A 22,442-nucleotide genomic window follows, 5' to 3' on the forward strand; every position below is an offset into this window, starting at 1 on the left:
AAAGATTAAACGGCCTTAGCCCTATGGAATATAGAGCTAAAGCCGCTTAAATCATTTTTATTATTTCCACTGTCTACTTGACAGGGGGCAGTTCAATTCCGCATCGGGGCTTTTCCATGGCTTATTTTTTAGGAGGATTGTTCCGGTTCCGGATGGAACTTTGATTTAACTGGCTGGCCGCCTGTTTTTTCATATTTCTTTTTCGATTGCTTTACAGCATCAAAATCCTGTCCCAGTTCAAGGTCCTGATTATTAATTCCGTTTCGGGTTTTTTGCTCCGGATTGTTTTGCTTTGAACGTTTTTTAACCATATCGATCACTCCTTAATGAGGAAGTATAATCATTTGATTTTGGAGCTGCTGCAGCTGAAGCCTCATCCGGTGAAGCTGTTCCCGCTGCTGGGAATTGGCGCTATGGGCCATTTGGGTTATATCATTATAAGCAGCTTCCAAAGATTGAAGAGCATTGGAGTAATCTTCATCATTATAATGTTCCTGTGTCCGTCCAGCCTCGAACTGCTCTTGTGCACAGCGGATCGCATCTTCACATTGCTGCAAAAGTGTATCCATTGATTCGCGTGTAGCCATTTTACGTTCCCCTCCTTGAAGAATGGGTATAGAAGCATGCATGCTTCATGTATTAGTTTGTTCATTTTCAGCATTCCTTACCACCCTATTTCCTGCCAATTCCCCTTGGATAAGGCTTTGCCTTCGTGTTAAGATTAATTTTGTTAAAACAAGCACTGCTGCAAGGCTCGCTCATTCGGCGGCCACCACTTTACAAAACATGGCTCTTATCAAATCTTTATATAGAGATTCTCAAGGGAGGGAACAGGTATGGATAAATCCAACCCTTTTCCATATGCATCTGATCATAAACGCTATCATACGTGGAATTATCATTTGCGGAATGAATTTGGCCATAAAGTGTTCAAGATAGCACTAGATGGCGGCTTTGACTGCCCAAACCGGGATGGCACTGTTGCACATGGCGGCTGTACATTCTGCAGTGCCGCAGGCTCCGGGGATTTTGCCGGAAACCGTGCAGACGATTTGGAAACCCAATTTAACGAAATAAAGACAAAAATGCATCATAAATGGAAAGATGGCAAATACATGGCCTACTTTCAGGCTTTTACAAACACACATGCACCTGTGGAAGTATTGCGTGAAATGTATGAAAGGGTGCTCGATCAGGAAGATGTTGTCGGCTTGTCTATAGCGACCCGTCCTGACTGCCTTCCAGATGATGTGGTCGAATACCTTGCAGAGCTAAACGAAAGAACCTACCTTTGGGTAGAATTAGGATTGCAGACTGTTCATGAGCGGACAGCCCTCCTGATTAACCGTGCCCATGATTATCAGTGCTATATAGAAGGAGTAAACAAACTCCGCAAACATGGTATTCGGGTTTGCTCCCATATTATTAACGGCCTTCCGCTTGAAACACCGGAAATGATGATGGACACAGCACGAGAAGTGGCAAAGCTTGATGTACAGGGAATCAAGATACATCTTCTTCATTTATTAAAAGGAACGCCAATGGTTAAGCAGTTTGAAAAAGGCATGCTTGAGTTTCTGTCTCTCGAAGAGTATGTAAACTTAGTATGCGATCAATTGGAGATTTTACCTCCGGAAATGATTATCCATCGCATTACAGGAGATGGGCCGATCGATTTGATGATTGGGCCAATGTGGAGCATCAATAAATGGGAGGTCCTCAATAGTATTGATGCTGAATTAAAGCGCAGAAACAGCTGGCAGGGAAAGTTTTACAACCCAAGCCAATTGGAGGCAATGTCATGAAGCTTGAAAGAATATTACCTTTTGCAAGGCAGCTGCTTGAAAAAGCAGTTTCGCCTGGAGATATCGTTATTGATGCCACTTTAGGAAACGGACACGATACATTATTTCTGGCCAATTTAGTCGGGCAAAACGGAAGAGTTTATGGTTTTGATATTCAGGAAGAGGCAGTCCACAATACAAAAGAACGCTTGGCGGAAAATGATTTGGCTGACAGAGCCACGCTTTTTCATTCAGGGCATGAGTTCATCCTTGAAAATGTCCCCCCTGTCCACCATGGAAAAATAACAGCTGCTGTCTTCAATTTAGGCTATTTGCCTGGAGGGGATAAATCAATTGTCACCCGCCCGCAGACAACCATTTCTGCAATCGACCAGCTTTTGGACCTGATGGCACCTGAAGGCATCATCCTGTTGGTCATTTACCATGGACATATTGAAGGGGCAGTTGAGAGGGATTATCTACTCCGGTATGTAAAGCAGCTGGATCAAAGCCTCGTACATGTCCTGCAGTATCAGTTTATAAATCAGAAGAACAATCCTCCGTTTATTGTGGCCATTGAAAAAAGGTAGTGAATTAAAGTAAAAAGCCTGCTAAACATGCAGGCTTTTTACTTTATAAAGGCTTTAGCAACACCGGATGGCATCAATTTCTGAACGGCACGGTACGCCCGGCCATTTACGTAAAAGAAATAACTGACGATTCCGCCCGTTTTGATCATGCTCTTGGCTAATCTTCGTACGTTCCGCTGTTTTCTCACCTTTTCATCTGATAAATAGATGCCAAGCAAACCGCGATTAATCAGCTTATGGAAATGTTTATGCGGCAGCTTTTCAGTATGCTTGTCCGCCTCTTGAACAAAATGTTTTAGCCGTGAAAATAGCTTTTCTTCATTCTCATAATAAAAGCAAAAGTTTAAGTCGCCGCCTGCCCTATCTTCTTCCTGATCAATCAGGTAATCAAGAAGTATATGAAGGCCTTGTATGTATGGAAAATACCCATTGCGGATATTAATGGCATGCTCCCGCTGGAAATCATCTCGCAGTGCATACGAAACAAGACAGAAAATCCCGAGCGTGGACCCGGAACAGGCTGAAAACTCATACCATTCCATTTCAGGAATGTCCGATCGATATTGGTCAAACCAGTTTTGCAGGCGCGGAACCCGCTCCTCTACTACCACATGTTTATGGATTTGCAGATCACAATAATAGCGGCATAGTTCCAGAAGGTGGCTTTTTATATGAGTATAATGCTCCAAATCTGAAAGCACTTCTCTGCAGGCAGCTGCCAGGTCTGCCAGATAGCCGCCGTCATTCTGTTCATTTCTTAGGCGGTAATAATTCTTGCCTGATGCGCCGGTATCCAGCGCATCCGCCATTGATTCGTGGAGCGCGGCAAAATCTCCTGGATCCAGTGAGGTGCTGCGGTCACATAGATTGTCCAAATAATCGCTGATTGTCTGATAAGCAACAATGAATTTGATCGCTTCCTCATATTTTGCCTTGGCCATTAAAGACATAATTGCACCGCCTTCGCAGTGGAAGGTTTTATGCTCAATGCTGGCAAGGGCCTGTTTTCTCAATTCCGGATCAGGAATCGCTTCAGCCCGGCTCTTCCAATAGGCCAGTTCTTTATGGACTGAAGGCAAAACCTTCCGATATACATGAGACATCAAGCTAATTGGCATGGAAGGAACACTCATGGCATAACATACCTCCTTTTGCACAGGGTGAACGATTGGGCAGCTGAATACTTTATATGGCTGCTCTCCTATTTATACAGTGTCTGATAGCCTTTTGGTCATTTATTGTTTGTAACAGATTAATCTGAATGAATGACGACCAATAATTAGTTTCGGTTATCCAGCTAATTGTTAATCCTAATGGTTAACGTCGATATTCTTTCTCGGATTCCCATTTTGGGCGTTACTCCCACCAATTAACGACCATTTTACTCTCGGTCATTCAATTTTGGGCGGTATCCCTACCGGATAACGGCCATTTGGCTCTCGGCCATTCAATTTTGGGCGGTATTCCCTTCGCTTAACGACCATTTGGCTCTCGGCCATTCAATTTTGGGCGGTATCCCTACCGATTAACGAGCATTTGGCTCTCGGTAATCCCATTTTAGGTGGTATTCCCACCAATTTTTCGATCATTTGCTATCGCCAATCCCATTTTTGGACGTTATTCAAATCATAACAACGTTTTGATTTCTGAAACCCATTTTGATTGGTTATTACCAACCACTTACCTAGGAGTTAACCAAGCCGATCAGAAAAAATCAAATTTCACTTTCCTCCTTTATACCACATAGCCAAGCGCCTTTAATTGGCTGTTCACAAAATCCTTCGTATATTCGAATACTTCTTCACGCTCTGGTTCATTAAAAACTTCATGGTAGCATTTTGGCCATTCTTTGAACCTTTTTTCGGAGAATGGGGCCAAGTTGAACCAGTCTCTGACAGTTGTTTTATTTACAATTTTATCATCTCCTCCCTGCAGAACAAGGAGCGGGACATCCTGGATTTTATCAAGATTTTCAAAAGCCAGCTTAATGGCAGCTACAAGCTCCCGGTACCATCTGACTGAAACCTTGGTTACATACAGGGAGTCATTCATATCTGCATCACGCACATCCTGATTTCTGGTTGCCATTTCAACAGAAAGACCAGCATCCATCTTCAGACCTGGCACCAATGTATTAAGTCCGAGAGATAAAAAGTTAATTAATTTAGAAGGCTGTTTGACCAGACCCAGACATGGAGATGAAAGGATCACTCCAGCCAAATTCATTCTTTCCTCCTGAAGCAGACGAATCGCAATCAGTCCGCCCATGCTGTGCCCCAAAAGGAAAACAGGCAGTTCAAATTCATAGGCAGCGTGAACCCAATCTTTCACTTCAAGTATATATTCATCAAAAGAATCGATATGGCCTCTTCTTGACCTTGTTGTCATACCCTGGCCAGGAAGATCTCCCATGATGACATGGAAACCAGCCAAGCGCCACATTTCAATCAGCCAGCCATAGCGGCGGTGATGCTCCATTGCTCCATGCACCATGACAATAACGCCCTTTGCTACTCCTTCAGTTTCCCATTTCCACATAGTCAATCCTCCTAGCCTTTTATCCATCTTATGTAAATATATTATAGCCTAGATGCTGAAATTGTTCATGAATCACACACTGTTAAAACTCGCAAATTCTTTTGGCTAAAATAACTTAAAAAAGATTCTTGTGTTAAAATCTAAATAATCAAACTACATACAGGAGTGTTCGAAATGATCTATCCATACAAAGATAAAGAACCCAAAATCGCGGAATCCGCCTATATTGCAGATTTTACAACCATTACTGGTGATGTAGAAATAGGCGAGGAATCCAGCGTATGGTTCAACACTGTCATCCGCGGAGATGTTGCCCCCACAATAATCGGGAAGAAAGTCAATATTCAGGACAATTCGGTTCTGCATCAAAGCCCAAACAACCCTTTAATATTGGAAGATGAAGTAACCGTGGGACATCAGGTGATCCTGCATAGCTGTATTATCCGCAAAAAAGCATTGATTGGAATGGGCTCAATTGTTCTTGATAAGGCAGAAATTGGCGAGGGTGCTTTTGTCGGTGCCGGCAGCCTTGTACCACAGGGCAAGAAAATACCGCCAAATACGCTTGCTTTTGGAAGGCCTGCAAAGGTTATCCGGGAACTGACTCCTGAAGATATTCAAGATATGGAACGGATCAGCAGGGAATATGCCGAAAAAGGCCAATACTACAAGTCTTTACAGAATGGCGATAATTAACACTGCTATCCTATTCCCCTATACTAACTGATTTAAGCAAAAAAATTGGCTGTTTTCGTAAAGTTTTCTGCTTTTCGGGCGGCTAACTAAGATTAACCAACTGAGCTGATTGAAGCAGAGGGCACTTGACTCCCCGACAATGCATTCGCATTTTCTTGCGACGAGGTGTTTATTCAAGGATGCCTTTCCAATGTCCTCCTCAGAAGAGAGGGAAATGAAAGACCCACAGGCGAAGAGGCTCTAATCCCTCCCCAGGGAAAGCCTGAGTGCCCGAAGAGGAAATCAACGGGCAGAATTTATAAGTAAAACAACCAAGAAAAGAGCCAAAAAATTAAAATGAAATGGGATGCAGCCGATAATAAAATCAAATGGATGCACTGGAATGGCAGGTGATGGAGTTGTATTTATTTTTAGCGGCAATGGTATTTTTTCTTTTTTTGATCGTACTGCTCAGAAAGACACTTTTAAGAACAGGGCCAATGATTTTAATCATTTTTATATTGATTTCTGCTGGATTTATGTATGATAATCTGGCTGAAAAACGTTCTGTATCAGCTATTCAGCAAGTCAAATCGTGGGTGAATGAACCGATTAGGAAAACGAGTTCATTCATCGAACGCAATACGGCTGTTATAAAAATGAAGGAAGAAGTCCTTATAGATGCACCCGCCATTAATCAATTTCCCGAGCTGCCAAGGGGATGCGAAGTCACCAGTCTTTCCATGCTCCTCCAGCATGCAGGAATCCAGGCTGATAAAACCACACTTGCAAAAGAAATAAAGAAAAATCCCGAAACTTATAAGCTCGAAAACGGACAAATCTATTTTGGCCATCCAAACGACGGATTTGTAGGCGATATGTACTCATTTAATAACCCGGGTCTTGGCGTTTACCATAAGCCTGTGAAAGAGCTGGCGGATAAATACATGCCGGGTTCCATAAAAGACCTTACCGGCTCCGATTTTACGGAGTTAAAAATTCATTTATCCGATGGCCGGCCTGTTTGGATCATTACAAATACAGCATATAAAAAGCTCTCCTCTGAATTCTTCCAAACATGGCATACGCCAAAAGGAGAAATTCAGATTACATATAAAGAGCATTCTGTCCTGCTGACAGGCTATGATCAAGAATATATTTTTTTAAATGATCCGCTTACCGGCGAAAAAAATAAAAAAGCACCCATTGCCGATTTTGAAGAAGCTTGGGTGCAGATGGGAAGACAGGCAATTACCTATCTTCCGTAAGAAAAGCGCAAGCGCTTACTTATTTTTCAATAAAATGTCCATCAGGATCACGCCTGATGGACGTTTTTTTAGCCTTTAAGTGGCTGAAGGGTTTTATTTGCCAAATACTCTTTTTCAAAAGAATATTTCTTTTCGACATATACTTGGTGCCATACCATGAACATAAGGACAGTCCAAATTTTTCGGCTGTTATCAGCTTTGTCCTGGCAATGGTCTTCGAGAAGCCTTAATACGTACTCCTTATTGATTAGGTGATCCACGTTGCTTTCCCGGATGATGGTTTTAGCCCAGCCGTTCATTTCGTCTTTCAGCCAGTGGCGGATAGGTACCGGGAAGCCCAGCTTTTTGCGGTTCAGCACGTGATCAGGAACAACCCCTTCTGCTGCTTTGCGAAGAATGTATTTCGTCGTTCCGTTAGCCGTTTTCAAGCTGGTCGGTATTTGAGAAGCCACTTTGAACACTTCTTTGTCAAGGAAAGGCACGCGGAGCTCCAATGAATGGGCCATCGTCATTTTGTCCGCTTTTAATAGAATATCGCCGCGCATCCATGTATGGATATCAATATACTGCATGCGGTCAACCGGATCATAGCCTCTGCTTTCTTCATAAAGCGGCTTTGTAATATCCGTATATTTCAACTCATCCTTATAAACATGAAGCAAATTGCGCTTTTCTTCTTCTGTAAACATTTTCGCATTACCGATATAACGCTCCTCCATTGGAGTTACGCCACGCTCGATGAAGCTTTTGCCCTTCATTCCTTCGGGCATCATATTTGCAATCATTCTTAACAGTTTTTTGCCGATAGCCGGAATTTTATTAAAGACTTCTAGAGATTGTGGCTCACGGTAAATATTATAGCCGCCAAACAGCTCATCGGCACCCTCGCCGGAAAGAACAACCGTAACATGCTTGCGCGCTTCTCTAGCCACAAAATATAGAGGGACACAGGCTGGATCTGCAAGAGGGTCATCCATATGCCACATAATTCTCGGAATCTCATTCATGTATTCTTCAGGAGAAATAATATAGCTGATATTTTCAACACCAAGCTTCTCAGCCGTTTCTTTCGCCACATCCACTTCGCTGAAGCCATCGCGTTCAAAACCTACAGAGAAAGTTTTAATAGCCGGATGGAATTCTTTCGCTATCGAAGCAATGATGGACGAGTCAATACCTCCGGAAAGGAATGAACCTACCGGAACATCGGCACGCATATGCATCTTAACAGAATCAAATAATGCATCCCTGATTTCTTTCGTATAATCAGCTTCCGATTTTTGCACCGGATGGAAAGCTGCCTTCCAGTAACGCTTGATATCCATTGGAGCACCCATTTTTTTCGTAAAGTAATGGCCCGGCTCAAGCTTCTGGATTCCTTCAGACATTGTATTTGGCTCAGGCACAAACTGATAGGTTAAATAGTGCTGAAGGGAATCATAGTTCAATACATCATTCTGCAGAGCCAATAGGATGCTCTTCTTTTCTGAACCAAAGAAAGTGCGATCACCTTTGTCATAGTAAAAGAATGGCTTTATCCCGAATGGGTCTCTTGCTCCATATAACGACTGCTCCTGTTTATCCCAAATAACAAAGGCAAACATACCGCGTAATTTTTCCACTGCCTTTTCTTTTAGATGGCTGTATAGGGCGATGATAACCTCTGTATCAGAGCTAGTCTCGAAGCTTAATCCAGCTTTGAGAAGTTCTTCACGCAATTCCACATAATTGTAGATTTCTCCATTAAAAATAATCCAATAGCGCTCATTTTCATATGTCAGAGGCTGATGTCCGCTTTCGATATCGATAATGCTCAAACGGCGGAAACCAAACTGGATATGTTCATCGAAATAGTATCCTGAATCATCCGGCCCCCTGTGGGTGATGATATCATTCATATTTTGAAATTGCTCTTTATCTGCGTCACGGTAATTTTGCGCTTTATCATGTACACAACCAATAAAACCACACATTATGTACGTCACCTACTCCATTCTTTTCTCAATATTTTAAATAGCCTGTAATCAGGCGTTCTGTCTCTAAAAAACATACCCTATAATACTACCACTAATCTTTTGAATTTAGCACGTGGATTATAAAAAATTTTATCCACGGAAGATAAAGCCAATATCAGAAGTTTATACGATAACATAAACAGTTAAACGCCTAAAGGGCAGAAAGGCCCTAAACGGGCAAATTTCTCCTATATGTATTAAGACGTAAAAAATAAAGCGGGAGTTACACTAAAATGCAACTCCCGCTTTTTATTTTGATTAAAGTGCTTCAGAACGAAGAATTTCCGCTTTATCAGTACGCTCCCAAGGAAGGTCAACATCAGTACGCCCGAAATGGCCGTATGCAGCTGTTTGCTTATAGATTGGGCGGCGAAGGTTAAGCATGTTAATAATGCCTGCCGGACGAAGATCAAAGTGCTTTCTAACAAGTTCAACAAGAACATCTTCGCCTACTTTTCCAGTTCCAAATGTATCTACAGAAATAGATACTGGCTGTGCTACACCGATCGCGTATGCAAGCTGAACTTCCACTTTTTCAGCTAAGCCTGCAGCGACAAGGTTTTTTGCAACATAGCGTGCTGCATAAGCAGCAGAACGGTCAACTTTAGTAGGATCCTTACCGGAGAATGCTCCGCCGCCGTGGCGTGCATATCCGCCGTAAGTATCAACGATGATTTTGCGTCCAGTCAAACCTGCGTCCCCTTGAGGTCCGCCGATTACGAAACGGCCTGTTGGATTGATGAAGTATTTTGTATGCTCATCGATTAGTTCTTTTGGAACAACCGGGTTAATAACATGCTCCTTCAGGTTGCGCTGAATTTGCTCCAGGCTGATTTCAGGATGGTGCTGAGTGGAAATAACAATCGTGTCAATGCGGACAGGCTTGTCATTTTCATCATACTCAACGGTTACCTGTGTTTTTCCGTCCGGACGGAGGTAAGGAAGAATCTCTTCTTTGCGCACTTCAGTCAGGCGGCGGGATAATTTATGTGCTAAAGAAATCGGAAGAGGCATAAGCTCTTTCGTTTCGTTGCATGCAAAACCGAACATTAATCCCTGGTCTCCTGCACCGATTGCTTCAATTTCCTCGTCGCTCATTTTTCCTTCACGTGCTTCCAATGCCTGGTCAACACCCATTGCGATATCTGCTGACTGCTCGTCAATGGAGGTTAACACTGCGCAAGTTTCAGAGTCGAAACCATATTTAGCACGGGTATAACCGATTTCTTTTACCGTTTCACGAACGATTTTTGGAATATCTACGTATGTAGATGTTGTGATTTCACCTGCAACTAATACAAGTCCTGTTGTTACAGAAGTTTCTGCAGCAACACGGGCATTCGCATCTTTAGATAAAATCGCATCTAAGATTGCATCAGAAATTTGGTCACAAATTTTGTCCGGGTGACCTTCAGTAACTGATTCAGAAGTAAACAAACGACGCTTTGTTGACATCTGGCTTCCTCCTTATAAATAGAAAATAGAGCGAGAATTAAGAAATGGGGAAGCAGCAAAGTAACTTTTTTCCTGCCATTTCAAGGATCTCAGTTTGATACGGAACTCATTCCCTTAGTAGTATGAAATAAACATGGAGTTTTTATCCGGTATTAACGGGCAGTATGGCCCACGCTTCAAGTATTGAAGCCTAAAAAAGAATTCCATGGGGGGAATAACTGACCGTAAATGCCCGATTGGTTCAACTGTCCATCAGTAAAAACCTCTGCTGATGGGAGTTTCCCTTTCTTAAGAAAATGGAAACACTGGCGAGAAGCCAAGCTTCACTTTCTTAATGCCGCAAGAAGCTGTCATGCTATTACATGTGGCAGCGCTGCAGAGCCAGACCAAAAACTCACATAAATAGTACATTCCAAAAGCCGTTCATCCCATTGCCGGTTTTATAAGCGTAAGCGCCCGTTAAGCCTTGAAAATATAAGGCAGATCCTGAAGGAAGGCGTTTTTTGCCTTCTGCAGGGGAATGACTTATGACCTCGAAAGGCTGGGTGCTGGAGCTAAATAAAAACAAAATAAAAAACCTTCTCATTAGTGAAAAGGTTGAAAGCAAATCGATTCGCGCCTTTCACTCTTATCGTTCAAGGAATTACGTCCTTGCGTCAGGTTAGCACCTTTGCTGAGTATTGCCTTTTAGCAGGTTGCTGGGTTTCATAGGGCCTGTCCCTCCACCAGCTCGGGATAAGAGAGTATCCGTTCAAGGTTGAATCATACCGTATTTTATCGAACCATGTCAACAAATTTCATACATTTTTTGCAGCAAAATTTCACCGCAGGAAATAAGGTGTCAGGCTTAAAGTGAACAGCTTCCGTCATTGCACTTTTTCCTTAAAAATTTGTGTCTGTTTTTTGCAATCCAGCGATAGATGGGATTTCCTATAATATCGGTAAAAGGGAGATATAATAAAATACTTGCTAAAAATGTTGCAGGGAATTGCAGCATCAGTATTCTCACAGCATAATAGCCCTTTTTTACACCTCCGCCAGGATGAATGATATGAAGTTCTTTTCGCAAATCCTGTTTAGTAAAGGAAATGGGGCTTGGACTTTTTTCATATTCCTGCAAGGAAACCCACTTCACCTTATTCAGCCAATCCAGCTTTTCGGAGATCCGTTTGGTTTCCTTGCATAAGGAACAAGTTCCATCATAAAGGGCAATTATCGTCATAATTATCATTCCCAAATCAGATTTAACACTTTCTTCTATTTTAACATATACCAATTATAAGGCTATTGAGAGGCATCTCTTGATCTATTTGTGACATTTTAATAACATGGGTAAAAAATTTGCGTAATAGTATAGACTAATTGATTTAATGTGTTATACTATTTTTGAGATGTAATCACTTTCATAAAAAAAATCGGGAAAAAGGAAGGTATTCATCAGATGAACTCTGTAAGCATATCAAACGAATTAAGCGAATTATTAACTGGCAGCAATATTCAAGTACAATTATCTGTACCTCAGCTTGTGGAAAAAGTCTTAAACCGTAAAGAAGGATCCCTTACTTCCACTGGTGCAGTACGCGCTACTACAGGAAAGTATACAGGACGTTCGCCTAAAGATAAATACATTGTTGAAGAAGCAGCAAATAAGGACAAAATTGACTGGGGCAGCGTGAACCAGCCAATTTCTGAAGAAGCGTTCTCCAGCTTATATAATAAAGTTATCAACTATTTAAAAGAAAAAGAAGAAGTTTTTGTATTCAAAGGCTTTGCAGGTGCCGATAAAAAACACCGCATGCCAATTCAAGTGATTAACGAATATGCTTGGCATAACCTGTTTGCCCACCAATTATTCATTCGTCCGGCAGAAGATGAGCTGCTTGACCATGATGCAGAATTCACTGTCATTTCTGCTCCTAATTTTAAGGCGGATCCTGCAGTTGATGGCACTAAGTCTGAAACATTCATTATTATTTCATTCGAACGCCGCACAGTTTTAATCGGCGGCACAGAATATGCTGGTGAAATGAAAAAGTCCATCTTCTCTGTGATGAACTATATGCTTCCAGAAAACGGAATCCTTCCTATGCATTGTTCTGCAAACGTAGGACGTGAAGGTGATGTTGCCTTATTCTTCGGCTTATCCGGAACTGGAAAGACAACATTATCCGCAGATCCAAACCGCCGCTTAATTGGTGATGATGAGCACGGCTGGTCTGCAAATGGCGTATTCAACATTGAAGGCGGATGCTACGCGAAATGCATCAACTTATCCCGTGAAAAAGAACCGCAAATTTTCGATGCGATCCGTTTTGGAGCTGTTTTGGAAAATGTAGTGGTCAACAGTGAAACACGCGTTGCAGATTATGATGACAGCACATTAACTGAGAATACACGTGCGGCATACCAGCTTCAGGCTATCGATAATATCGTTGATCCAAGCATTGCCGGTCATCCTAATACAATCGTATTCTTAACAGCTGACGCATTTGGCGTATTGCCTCCAATCTCCAAACTATCCAAAGAGCAGGCAATGTATCATTTCTTAAGCGGCTATACTTCCAAGCTTGCAGGAACTGAGCGCGGCATTACTTCACCGCAGGCAACTTTCTCAACTTGCTTCGGATCGCCTTTCCTTCCGCTGCCTGCAAACCGCTATGCTGAAATGCTTGGCGAAAAGATCGATGAGCATAATGCTAAAGTCTTCCTTGTGAACACTGGCTGGACTGGCGGAGAATACGGAGTCGGCGAACGTATGAAGCTTGCGTACACACGTGCAATGGTAGAAGCTGCGCTTGAAGGCGAGCTGAACAACGTGGAAACTGTCAAAGACGAAATCTTTGGCCTTGACATTCCACAGCACGTTACGGGTGTACCGGATGAAGTCCTGCAGCCAAGCAAAACTTGGGCGGACCAGGCAGCATATGAAGCAAAAGCAAAAGAACTTGCATCAAAATTCCGTGAGAACTTCAAAAAGTTCACAAGCGTTTCTTCAGACATCGCAGAAAAAGGCGGACCAATCGCATAATCATAATATAGTAAAGGAATTGCCGTTTGATCGGCAATTCCTTTTTTATTTTCCCGGGGAGCTAAAGGAGTTTCATTTAGAGTAACTATTGATTGCTGAGCTTTCTTGCCTTACAGGTGCTGCAGGTCAGTCTTGCCGTGATTAGTACTGATTGATTGTTCCATAGTGCTTGATTTTCTCAGCTCACCGGAACTATTCACTCTGATTAGTTTCCTTCATGCTCCATTCTCCCCCTCACCGGCACTATTCACTCGGATTAGTTCCCCTCATGCTGACCTTCTCCCCCTCACCGGCACTATTCACTCCAAATAGTGCCCTTTACGCTTTCCTTTTTTCCCCCTCACCGTACTGGTAGCTCGGATTAGTCCCTTCTCATTTGACTCCCTAGCCGATCAACTGGCTTCCTCACATTAACATTAGCCGATTTATCCAAAACCGTCATTCTGTATTTACCGCTCTTCTTAAGAACCAGATCACCGCTATACATGCTGATTGTTTTTCCACTGCCAGCTTTTATATATTCCTGCTTATCTGAAAATGAAAATACTTCTGACGTCCCTTCTTCAAAACTAAACAGTTCCAGCTCTACCTTTTCAGGCAGGTTATCCCCCTCAACCTCAAGATTCACATTCTCAAAACTGCCTGCAGCCAGATCCTCCCGTGAAACCATTAGGGTAGCTTGACCGATCTCCACATATGGTTCTTTTACATAGATGGAGAATTCATCAAAGGTTTCTTTCCCAAACATGAACCTCAGGTTCCAGACTCCATGCTTTTCAAATGGTTTAAAGCTTGTCAAAGTATGAGCATCAGAACCATACATTCCGGCGCTTAATGTGAAAGCAGCCAATTCCTGCTTATAGCCGGTATCCACATGTATAGCTTCAATTTTCATGTTATGGTTAACCAGCTTATCTGGATTTCCCCAAAGGTAAACCATTATTTTTGCTCCACTTCTGTAATCCTCCGCCACCCATTCAGGAGGGCTTAATAAACTCACTTTTCCTGGAATTCCGTAATTTGAATCCAGGAAAACAGGTTTTCCAGCATCGTCCATAAGCGCAAAGTATTTACCGGCTTCCGCTCTATCAACGCCTGTCGAGGAATGAGGTTCAAGATCACTATTTAGATTCTCCCAAAATAAAACAGGTACAAGAGTAAGTACTGCTAATAAAGCCGCCAAAATACCAGCCTGCTGAAAAATAAAGCCAAACCTTCTCCCAGGTGCCTTCTGTTCCCGAATGCTTTGAATAATTCTCGTTCTCTGCATCCCATTCAGTTCATGGGCAGGAAGCTCTTTCATTCTCTTAAGCAGCTCTTTATCTGAAAGATGGGTCACCTTGTTCATCCTCCTTTAAAAGCATATTTAGTTTTTTTACTGCCCGGTGAAAGGTTACATTGACTTTGTTTATTGTCCATCCCAATACCTGGGCTGTTTCCTCAGCAGACAAGTCGGCAATTCCTCTAAGCAGCACCACGTCGCGGTAGTTATTTTTCAATTTATTGATAGCTTCCAATAAACGGGCAGATTCCGCTTTTTGGATTAAAATTTCTTCTGTAATAGCTGGCTCTTTTCCTGAAGAGTGCCGCACCAGTTTTTCCTTAAGGATTAACCAGAGGTTTCTTTTTCTATAAAAATCGATGGCTGTATTGCGTGCAATGCTGATTAGCCATGTCTTTGGATTGGCGTCAAATTTAAAATGCCCAAAGGATTGAAATGCTTTTAAGAAAGTTTCCTGCACAAGATCCTCTACATCCAGGGATCCTGTGAAATACACCAGATAATTGGTGATGTCTTTTTCATATTCACAAAACCATTGCTCTACTTGCCGGCCGGCGTCCATCAACTTTCCCCCCTTTGTTAAATAGGACGGATATTTAGGGTCCTTCTTACACTTTTGATGGAAAAATTTTTAAACAATTAAAAACGCCTGGACATAGTCCAGGCGCTCATTTAATTGGTTGAATTTAATGCTACTAGCTGATACGTAATGACTGTCTGGTTATTTTCCCATTCCACTTTTTTAATAACGCCTGTGCCGCTCAGGTCGCCATCAATCGTTCTTTTCACCTCAACGGGAATGTCCAGCGGGTATAGTCTGTACCCTTTTTTGACAAGTGAAAAATAGTTTTCATCGAGCCTCTTTTCATTGCCCTTTGTCACAATCATTGTATTTAACTCCAAAGGCATACCCATTGGTATCTCTCCTTCATTTATAATATCCTTGCATCTATTTTACCCCACCTTCATCCGCTCTGAAAGTCTTAATGGGAAAAATCATTCATGGCTTTTCATCCAGGCTGTTAAATCTTCTACAATCCTCCGATTTACTGCTGGGGGGAAGTAATGGGTATAATCTTTAAAATACCAGCTATCCACTTTTTTATTGAGAGATTTCAGCCTTTTTTCCAGGCGGTGGGCGTGCTCGGCTGAAACATTTCGATCCTGTTCTCCATGAATGATTAGGACAGGCGCCTGAAGCTCTTCCAGCTGGAAAAGCGGTGTCCTGTATTTATAGCGGTCAGGAAATTTAGTCGGGGTTCCGCCAATCACCCTTTTCATCATCCGCCGTAGATCCTTGCGTTCTGCATAAGTAAGGAACATATCGCTGACCCCTCCCCAAGTAACAGCGGATGCTGCTTCAGGAAATTGGATTGCTGTCAGCAGAGCCATTACTCCGCCTCGTGAAAATCCAAAAATATGGACTTTTTTAACACGGGGATGTTCCTGAAGAAGAGCAAATGCAGCAAATGCATCCTCCCGGTCATCCCCTGCAAAATCTTCATTTCCATCGCCCCCCTGGTTTCCTCTGTAAAAAGGAGCAAAGACAATAAAGCCCTCACTGGCAAATTGAACAATCCTTCCTGGCCGTACTTTGCCAACATTTTTAATACCGCCTCTCAGGTACAGGAACCCCTCATACAATTCCCCTCCCTTTGGCTCCGCAAGCAGGCCTTTAATATGTAATCCGTTTGCATAATAAGTCACAATCGATAATTCAATAGATGGATTTGGTGAAGGAAATCTCTGTTTATTAAGAATTTGTCCGTTTTTGAACTCCATATTCTTATCTCCCTTTTTAGATCGCTTATCACTTAATACTGCTAGCCCTGCAAATCTAACATAACCGCACGTATTTAGAAAATCTGTTCTGATGCGGAACAAATTTTCAAGTAACGCATAAACTGAAAAACGCTGAACTTTCTTCCCTTAAGGCTGTTTTCGTATAGTATGTTACTTTTCGGACGGCTAACTAGTTTATAACCAATGAATTAATTGGAGCGGAGGGCACTTGACTCCTGTTCAGACGAGAGGGAAGTAGGAGACCCCGCTGGCGAAGGCCGAGGAAGCTCTCATTCCTCCCCGCGGAAAGCAAGTGCCCGTGCTGAAATTAACGTGCTGAATTTATAGGTAAAAACAATTTATGAGAATAGAAACTTCCTAAACAAGTAGAGAATATCTCCTTCATAACTGAAATGTTTTTAACTAATCCTCTTTTCCGTTTTACTGCATGTATTATTATAAGCATTCCATTCACACCTAAAAAGTTTCCATATAGGCATTCACACATTTTTTCCATTTTCATACGATATCCTAGGCTTTTAAATCTGAATCTTTTAGCATAAGGGAGGTTTTACGGCTTATGAAAAAATGGTTAAAAGTAAGTATGCTGTTGCTGCTTACTGCGATACTTATGGTTCCTTTGGCTGCATGCGGCAAGGATGAAGTCCAGAACGTCCGCGTTGCCGAGGTAACACGTTCGATTTTCTATGCTCCGCAATATGTTGCTCTAGAAAAAGGCTTCTTTGAAGAAGAAGGGCTTAATGTTCAGCTCACAACTACGGCAGGCGGAGATAAAACAATGACAGCTCTCTTGTCGGACAGTGCCGATGTGGCGCTTGTTGGCTCTGAAACATCGATTTACGTATCTGCACAGGGCTCTAATGATCCGGTCATCAATTTTGCTCAGCTCACACAAACAGACGGAACTTTTTTGGTTTCCCGCAATAAAATCGATCATTTTTCCTGGGATATGCTGAAGGGCAAGACATTCCTTGGCCAGCGAAAAGGCGGCATGCCGCAAATGGTTGGTGAATTTGTGCTGAAAAAGCATGGCATCGATCCGCACCAGGATCTGGATTTGGTCCAAAACATTGACTTTGCCAATATTGCTCCTGCCTTTGCATCCGGAACAGGTGAATTTGTCCAGCTGTTCGAACCGACTGCCAGCGTATTTGAAAAAGAAGGAAAAGGATATATTGTTGCTTCATTTGGAACCGAGTCAGGTCATGTTCCTTATACCACATTCATGACAAAGCAAAGCTATATTGATGATAATAAAGAAACGGTTGAAAAATTCACAAGAGCCATTTATAAAGCCCAGCAGTGGGTCGAAACCCACAGCGCCAAGGAAACTGCTGAAGCTATTCAAGGCTATTTTGACAACACCGAGCTGGAAATAATCGAGATGGTGGTAGACCGCTATAAGAGCCAGGGCTCTTTTGCGACAGATCCAATTTTAGATACAGAAGAATGGGATAATCTGCAGAATATCATGGATGAAGCTGGAGAGCTGCCAAAGCGCATCGATCATGACACGCTAGTTAACACAGAAATTGCAGAGAGTGTAATGGAGTAAAATAACTGTTTAAAGAGGAGGCCGACATGGATTTTCTAAAAGTTGATGCCATTCATCACACTTATTTTACAAAGACCACTGCTGTTACGGCCCTCTCCGATGTTTCGCTTGAAGTGGAGGAAGGAGAATTTGTTTCCTTTCTCGGCCCAAGCGGATGCGGCAAGACAACTTTGCTTTCCATCATTGCAGGCCTATTTGAACCGACAGAGGGCAGTGTGACGCTGGAAGGAAAGCGGGTAGAAACAGCAGAAAATGAAATCGGCTATATGCTGCAGCAGGATTATCTTTTTCCATGGAAGACAATCGAAGAGAATATTTTGCTGGGACTGAAAATTGGAGATAGCCTTTCACACGATAAAAAAGCATACGCACTTGAGCTTCTCGAAAAAATGGGGCTTAAAGGGGTTGAGTCACAATATCCAAAACAGCTTTCCGGCGGGATGCGGCAGCGTGTTGCCCTAGTGAGGACTCTTGCGACAGAACCAAAGCTGCTTATGCTGGATGAACCTTTTTCCGCCTTGGATTACCAAACAAAGCTGAAGCTTGAGGACCTGGTTTCCAATACGCTTAAATCCTTTGGAAAAACAGCCATTCTTGTTACACATGATATCGGTGAAGCCATAAGCATGAGTGACCGTGTTTTCCTATTCTCTGCAAGGCCCGGCCAGCTTCATAAAACCTTTATCATACCAAAAGAACTAAGAGATGAAACCCCATTTAATACCCGAAATCATGAAGCATTCCCAGCTATTTTTCAAACCATATGGAAGGAGCTGGAGTCCCTTGAGCCCGCAGGAAAGGGTTAAATATCTTCATCAAAAATATATTGACTCGCTGAACCGAGAAAAAAGATGGGTCCGCTTCTATCAAGCCATCATCTTTCTGGTCTTTTTTTCAGGGTGGGAACTGGCAAGCCAGAAGCAATGGATTGACCCTTTAATCTTCAGTGCACCTTCCAAGGTGTGGGGATTATTTTTAACAAAAATCCAGGATGGCACCTTAATGGTTGACCTGGGATACACCTTATCAGAAACAGTATTCGGGTTCATACTGGGAACCTTTCTGGGAACGCTGCTCGCAGCCATCCTTTGGTGGTCACCAATGCTTTCAAAAATATCTGACCCTTACTTGGTTGTGCTAAATTCTATGCCCAAAGTGGCGCTTGGACCGATTTTGATTGTAGCACTTGGCCCCAGTTTCACTTCTATCGTCGCCATGGGTGCCATTATCTCGATCATCATTACAACCATTGTTGTATATACATCTTTTAAGGAAGTCGATCCAAATTATATTAAGGTATTGCAGACCTTTGGAGCCAATAGAGTCCAGATTTTCCGGGAAGCAATTCTGCCTGCATCGTTTCCAACCATCATTTCAACGTTAAAAGTGAACGTTGGGCTATCGTGGGTCGGCGTTATTGTCGGGGAATTCCTTGTTTCATCAAAGGGTCTTGGCTATATGATCATTTACGGTTTCCAGGTATTCAACTTCACTCTTGTTATGCTTTCATTGCTTGTCATTGCTGTATTCGCAACGGTAATGTACCAGCTTGTCGAGCTTTTGGAAAGAAAATTAATTAAAAATGGATCCTAATAAAAACGGCAGGGATTTAATTAAGGGGTTCCGTTTAGGGAGAGAAAACATTAAATAGCAATACAATTAGCAGACCATTTCGCATAGCGATTTGGTCTGTATTTTTTATTATAAAATCAAGGTTTATTGGCTATTTAGAATGGAAATAATTTTAGTATTAACATACTAATTCACAAGTGGACAATAATTATTGTCCTCTGTAAAATTGATATGTTAATTTAGTAACTATTTAAAGTGCTATTTGGTTCAATGAAAGGAAGTCAGAATTAGGATGAAAAAATGGAACTATATTAAGCCAAAAAATCTCAGTGCAGAACGACCTGACTGGCTTATATCCGAACACACAAGGAATATCGTTGCAGCCTTTGCTGAATATAGCGAGTATACCGAAAGTGAAGTAGTTGATAAATTTTTAAAGAACCTTCTAACTGATGAAGATTTCGTTAATTGGGCAAAGAACAAACGGAATAATAAACGATTACTTAAACAACTTGGAATCGAGGAAACGGAGGAAAAAATAGTTGGCTCAATTAAAACGGTTAGCCAATAAATACGAGGAAGATGTTGTTGTCCAGATACCATTATCTTCCGATGAAGTTTCGGATAGAGCCAAACGATATACTGAGCTAGACCCAAGCAGGTTTTCAAAAAGATATAATGACCTTCTCTATCGCCCTGTATCTTTTACCTGGAACGGTAAGAGACATCAGATTCAATATAATTTTTGCACCAATCCCTATTGTAAGTGGCACGGAATGCCTCAAGAAAAATTCACATCAGTAAAATCAAAACCCAGTCGTTATAGATTAAGTGGACGTGGAAAAGGAGAAAGGCAATCTATTATTTGTAACGATGACCCAGTGGGATTAATCAAGGGAATGACCTGGGGATGTATAACGATGCCGGTCTCCAATTGGTCTATCGCTGAGGAAATTAAACGACTGGTTCGTATAGAGACTATTAAAGATATTGAGCCAGAATACCAATTTCATAAAGATGGTTGCGTCAATAGTGAAACGACTCCTTTTGGCGAACAAAGTCTCTATTATAAACAAGGGAAAAGTAAAGTCGGTGCTCAAGTGTGGCAGTGTAAAACCTGTAAAAAGAAAACAAGTATAATGCCAACCAGGAAACAATCAACCACGTATAACCAAAAGAGAAATGGCATTTTACCTTCATTTACAAGAGACCTACTAAATAGAACTCCTGTTACTCGTACTTGTGAAAAATTAGAAATCGGTGTAAGCACCTATTACCATAAACTTGAATGGGTATATCGTAGATGTTTGGAATTCCTTGAACGACACGAGAAAACAGCCTTTTCTCAAAAAGATTTTCCTGTTATGTGGCTTAATACCGATAAAATGATTTACAGCTTGAATAACGTTCGGAAGAAAGGTCAGGGTGGTAAAGAATTCGACGATGTTGAAGATTCTCAATTTCCTACTCACATAGTCGTTACCGCAGATGTTCATTCACAATATGTTTTTCGGACGGATGTAGCTTATGATTGGGACATTGAATTGGATGAAATTAAAATGGATACTATCCTTTTAAAAGAAGACCATTTAAACGAATTTTGCCGGAAAAATGCACGATTCAAAGACCGCTCATTTTTCCCACAGTCTCCTACACCAAATGATAATCAATCAGAATATGAGTATAAATTAGCACTAAAAGAATTTGACCGAAGAGAGAAATACGTTGATGGATTGCACCTCAATTCTACCTATACCACTATTGCTCATCTCTGGCTTATCAAACAGCTTGTAAATGCCAAAGAATGGCGTTTTGTTACTGATAAAGACAATTCCTTAATGACTGCTTTTGCCCGTGTTTTCGAAAAAGAAATACGCCTAGCAGACGCTCATCATTTTATTTGTTTAGTGGACAGAAGTAAGTCATTGAAACAATGTTTTCAAGAGTATAAAGAAGGTAGAGCAGATTTACTTCGTTGGGGGACAGCAATGATGCACGATTCTCGGTCTATCTGGAGTTTAGGCTATCTCAAACTTCTTGATATGTTCCAACACACATCCTTTCACGAAGAGGTTGTGATTGGCTCTCAATCATATAGAAAGTGGGCTGAAACACCAATTGAACATCCTATTCCAACAAAGGATAAAGGATATTTTAATGTGGATTGTAAAACAGACCTTTCATCTCTGGAACCGGCAGAAATTGCGAATGCGGTATTAAATGTAAGTGACTATGCTTCCAATGCTTTTATCCAGCAGATTCGTAGGAGATTATCCATTCTAGAACGCCCTCTTGTAACAGCTAGAGGTGATGGGAAAAGCTATATTTACGCAAACTTTAATCCAAGATATGCCCAATATGCTTTAACCATCCTTCGGACGTTTTATAATTTTTGCGAAACAATCAAAGGTCTAGATGGTCAAAAACAAACTCCTGCTCAACGATTAGGTATCACAAATAAGGAATATAAAATTGAGGATATTTTATATTTAAGATAAAGAACAAACAGTTAAAAGAAATAAAGAGGAGAATTCTCTCCTCTTTCAGACTGTCGACAAACTCGATGAAAATCGTGCTTGTCTGCAGTCTTTTTTATTTTAAAATAGAAGTAATACAATGCTTGAGGTGATTTAAATGCTTTCAAAACATAATCCAATTCAACGGGATCAAATTGAAATGGTTGCTTTAGACGAACTTGTACCGGCGGACCATTTGGTCCGCAAAATTGAAGCGGCGATTAATTTCTCATTCATCTATGACTTGGTAAAAGATAAGTATTCAGAAAAAGGCCGCCCAAGTATTGACCCTGTAATATTAATTAAACTCACATTTATTCAATATACCTTCGGTATTCGCTCCATGCGTCAAACAATTGAA

Annotated in this window: 23 protein-coding genes and 1 riboswitch; of the genes, 12 read left to right on the top strand and 11 right to left on the bottom strand. The window is 41.7% G+C overall.

Features of this window, described 5'->3' with window-relative positions; all coding sequences use genetic code 11:
• Positions 1-128 precede the first annotated feature (128 nt).
• Positions 129-311: a hypothetical protein gene (locus L634_RS0122750; RefSeq protein ID WP_026584435.1), complete on the bottom strand. Its 183-nt coding sequence runs from the start codon at positions 309-311 to the stop codon at positions 129-131.
• Positions 312-323: 12 nt separating this feature from the next.
• A complete protein-coding gene (locus L634_RS0122755; protein ID WP_026584436.1) occupies positions 324-587 on the bottom strand; it encodes a YtzC family protein in 264 nt (87 codons plus the stop codon).
• Positions 588-836: 249 nt separating this feature from the next.
• Between L634_RS0122755 and L634_RS0122760 the strand changes: the two genes are divergently transcribed.
• Both L634_RS0122760 and L634_RS0122765 read left to right on the top strand, forming a co-directional pair.
• Positions 837-1,805: a TIGR01212 family radical SAM protein gene (locus L634_RS0122760; protein ID WP_026584437.1), complete on the top strand. Its 969-nt coding sequence runs from the start codon at positions 837-839 to the stop codon at positions 1,803-1,805.
• Complete coding sequence (locus L634_RS0122765; RefSeq protein WP_026584438.1) at positions 1,802-2,374, top strand: class I SAM-dependent methyltransferase; 573 nt, start codon at positions 1,802-1,804, stop codon at positions 2,372-2,374. The genes L634_RS0122760 and L634_RS0122765 overlap by 4 nt, the downstream gene beginning before the upstream one ends.
• 38 nt (positions 2,375-2,412) lie before the next feature.
• Here the strand turns inward: L634_RS0122765 and L634_RS0122770 are convergent, their stop codons facing one another.
• Both L634_RS0122770 and L634_RS0122775 read right to left on the bottom strand, forming a co-directional pair.
• The gene (locus tag L634_RS0122770; RefSeq protein ID WP_026584439.1) at positions 2,413-3,507 is read right to left on the bottom strand and encodes a tetraprenyl-beta-curcumene synthase family protein; all 1,095 of its coding nucleotides are present in this window, start codon (positions 3,505-3,507) and stop codon (positions 2,413-2,415) included.
• 601 nt (positions 3,508-4,108) lie between these two features.
• Complete coding sequence (locus tag L634_RS0122775) at positions 4,109-4,912, bottom strand: alpha/beta hydrolase (RefSeq protein WP_026584440.1); 804 nt, start codon at positions 4,910-4,912, stop codon at positions 4,109-4,111.
• A 174-nt stretch (positions 4,913-5,086) separates the two neighbouring features.
• Between L634_RS0122775 and L634_RS0122780 the strand changes: the two genes are divergently transcribed.
• Positions 5,087-5,608 (top strand): gamma carbonic anhydrase, encoded by a 522-nt coding sequence (locus L634_RS0122780; protein ID WP_026584441.1) that lies wholly within the window; start codon positions 5,087-5,089, stop codon positions 5,606-5,608.
• Positions 5,609-6,000: 392 nt separating this feature from the next.
• Positions 6,001-6,855 (top strand): C39 family peptidase, encoded by an 855-nt coding sequence (locus tag L634_RS0122785; RefSeq protein WP_026584442.1) that lies wholly within the window; start codon positions 6,001-6,003, stop codon positions 6,853-6,855.
• A gap of 68 nt (positions 6,856-6,923) precedes the next feature.
• Here the strand turns inward: L634_RS0122785 and asnB are convergent, their stop codons facing one another.
• Both asnB and metK read right to left on the bottom strand, forming a co-directional pair.
• The gene (gene asnB / locus L634_RS0122790; protein ID WP_026584443.1) at positions 6,924-8,828 is read right to left on the bottom strand and encodes an asparagine synthase (glutamine-hydrolyzing); all 1,905 of its coding nucleotides are present in this window, start codon (positions 8,826-8,828) and stop codon (positions 6,924-6,926) included.
• A gap of 300 nt (positions 8,829-9,128) precedes the next feature.
• A complete protein-coding gene (gene metK / locus L634_RS0122795) occupies positions 9,129-10,325 on the bottom strand; it encodes a methionine adenosyltransferase (protein ID WP_026584444.1) in 1,197 nt (398 codons plus the stop codon).
• A gap of 527 nt (positions 10,326-10,852) precedes the next feature.
• Here metK and L634_RS33570 point away from each other — a divergent pair.
• Positions 10,853-10,990 (top strand): hypothetical protein, encoded by a 138-nt coding sequence (locus tag L634_RS33570; protein WP_157452446.1) that lies wholly within the window; start codon positions 10,853-10,855, stop codon positions 10,988-10,990.
• Positions 10,951-11,067: riboswitch (SAM riboswitch) on the bottom strand. (Overlaps the previous gene by 40 nt.)
• Before the next feature lie 105 nt (positions 11,068-11,172).
• Here L634_RS33570 and L634_RS0122805 read toward each other — a convergent pair.
• Positions 11,173-11,547 (bottom strand): thiol-disulfide oxidoreductase DCC family protein, encoded by a 375-nt coding sequence (locus L634_RS0122805; protein ID WP_026584445.1) that lies wholly within the window; start codon positions 11,545-11,547, stop codon positions 11,173-11,175.
• A 219-nt stretch (positions 11,548-11,766) separates the two neighbouring features.
• Between L634_RS0122805 and pckA the strand changes: the two genes are divergently transcribed.
• Positions 11,767-13,353, top strand: coding sequence for a phosphoenolpyruvate carboxykinase (ATP) (pckA, locus tag L634_RS0122810; RefSeq protein WP_026584446.1), 1,587 nt, complete (start codon positions 11,767-11,769; stop codon positions 13,351-13,353).
• A gap of 361 nt (positions 13,354-13,714) precedes the next feature.
• Here pckA and L634_RS0122815 read toward each other — a convergent pair whose 3' ends face one another.
• From L634_RS0122815 to L634_RS0122830, 4 genes are all read right to left on the bottom strand, one after another.
• Positions 13,715-14,692: a hypothetical protein gene (locus L634_RS0122815; protein ID WP_026584447.1), complete on the bottom strand. Its 978-nt coding sequence runs from the start codon at positions 14,690-14,692 to the stop codon at positions 13,715-13,717.
• Positions 14,673-15,197 (bottom strand): RNA polymerase sigma factor, encoded by a 525-nt coding sequence (locus tag L634_RS0122820; RefSeq protein WP_026584448.1) that lies wholly within the window; start codon positions 15,195-15,197, stop codon positions 14,673-14,675. The genes L634_RS0122815 and L634_RS0122820 overlap by 20 nt, the downstream gene beginning before the upstream one ends.
• Before the next feature lie 110 nt (positions 15,198-15,307).
• Positions 15,308-15,550 (bottom strand): DUF2584 domain-containing protein, encoded by a 243-nt coding sequence (locus L634_RS0122825; RefSeq protein WP_026584449.1) that lies wholly within the window; start codon positions 15,548-15,550, stop codon positions 15,308-15,310.
• Between the two features lie 81 nt (positions 15,551-15,631).
• The gene (locus L634_RS0122830; RefSeq protein WP_026584450.1) at positions 15,632-16,417 is read right to left on the bottom strand and encodes an alpha/beta hydrolase family protein; all 786 of its coding nucleotides are present in this window, start codon (positions 16,415-16,417) and stop codon (positions 15,632-15,634) included.
• Between the two features lie 580 nt (positions 16,418-16,997).
• Between L634_RS0122830 and L634_RS0122835 the strand changes: the two genes are divergently transcribed.
• The 6 genes from L634_RS0122835 to L634_RS0122860 all read left to right on the top strand — a co-directional run.
• A complete protein-coding gene (locus tag L634_RS0122835; protein WP_026584451.1) occupies positions 16,998-17,993 on the top strand; it encodes an ABC transporter substrate-binding protein in 996 nt (331 codons plus the stop codon).
• A 26-nt stretch (positions 17,994-18,019) separates the two neighbouring features.
• Complete coding sequence (locus tag L634_RS0122840; protein WP_026584452.1) at positions 18,020-18,799, top strand: ABC transporter ATP-binding protein; 780 nt, start codon at positions 18,020-18,022, stop codon at positions 18,797-18,799.
• The gene (locus tag L634_RS0122845; RefSeq protein ID WP_026584453.1) at positions 18,777-19,586 is read left to right on the top strand and encodes an ABC transporter permease; all 810 of its coding nucleotides are present in this window, start codon (positions 18,777-18,779) and stop codon (positions 19,584-19,586) included. The genes L634_RS0122840 and L634_RS0122845 overlap by 23 nt, the downstream gene beginning before the upstream one ends.
• A gap of 271 nt (positions 19,587-19,857) precedes the next feature.
• Positions 19,858-20,136, top strand: coding sequence for a hypothetical protein (locus L634_RS31590; RefSeq protein WP_051428394.1), 279 nt, complete (start codon positions 19,858-19,860; stop codon positions 20,134-20,136).
• A complete protein-coding gene (locus L634_RS0122855; RefSeq protein ID WP_026584454.1) occupies positions 20,108-22,063 on the top strand; it encodes a hypothetical protein in 1,956 nt (651 codons plus the stop codon). The genes L634_RS31590 and L634_RS0122855 overlap by 29 nt, the downstream gene beginning before the upstream one ends.
• A gap of 136 nt (positions 22,064-22,199) precedes the next feature.
• Positions 22,200-22,442, top strand: a 243-nt coding sequence (locus tag L634_RS0122860) for a transposase (protein WP_026584455.1), incomplete at its 3' end; no start/stop codon positions are given.

Source organism: Bacillus sp. J33 (assembly GCF_000518885.1).
Taxonomy (GTDB): domain Bacteria; phylum Bacillota; class Bacilli; order Bacillales; family Cytobacillaceae; genus Cytobacillus.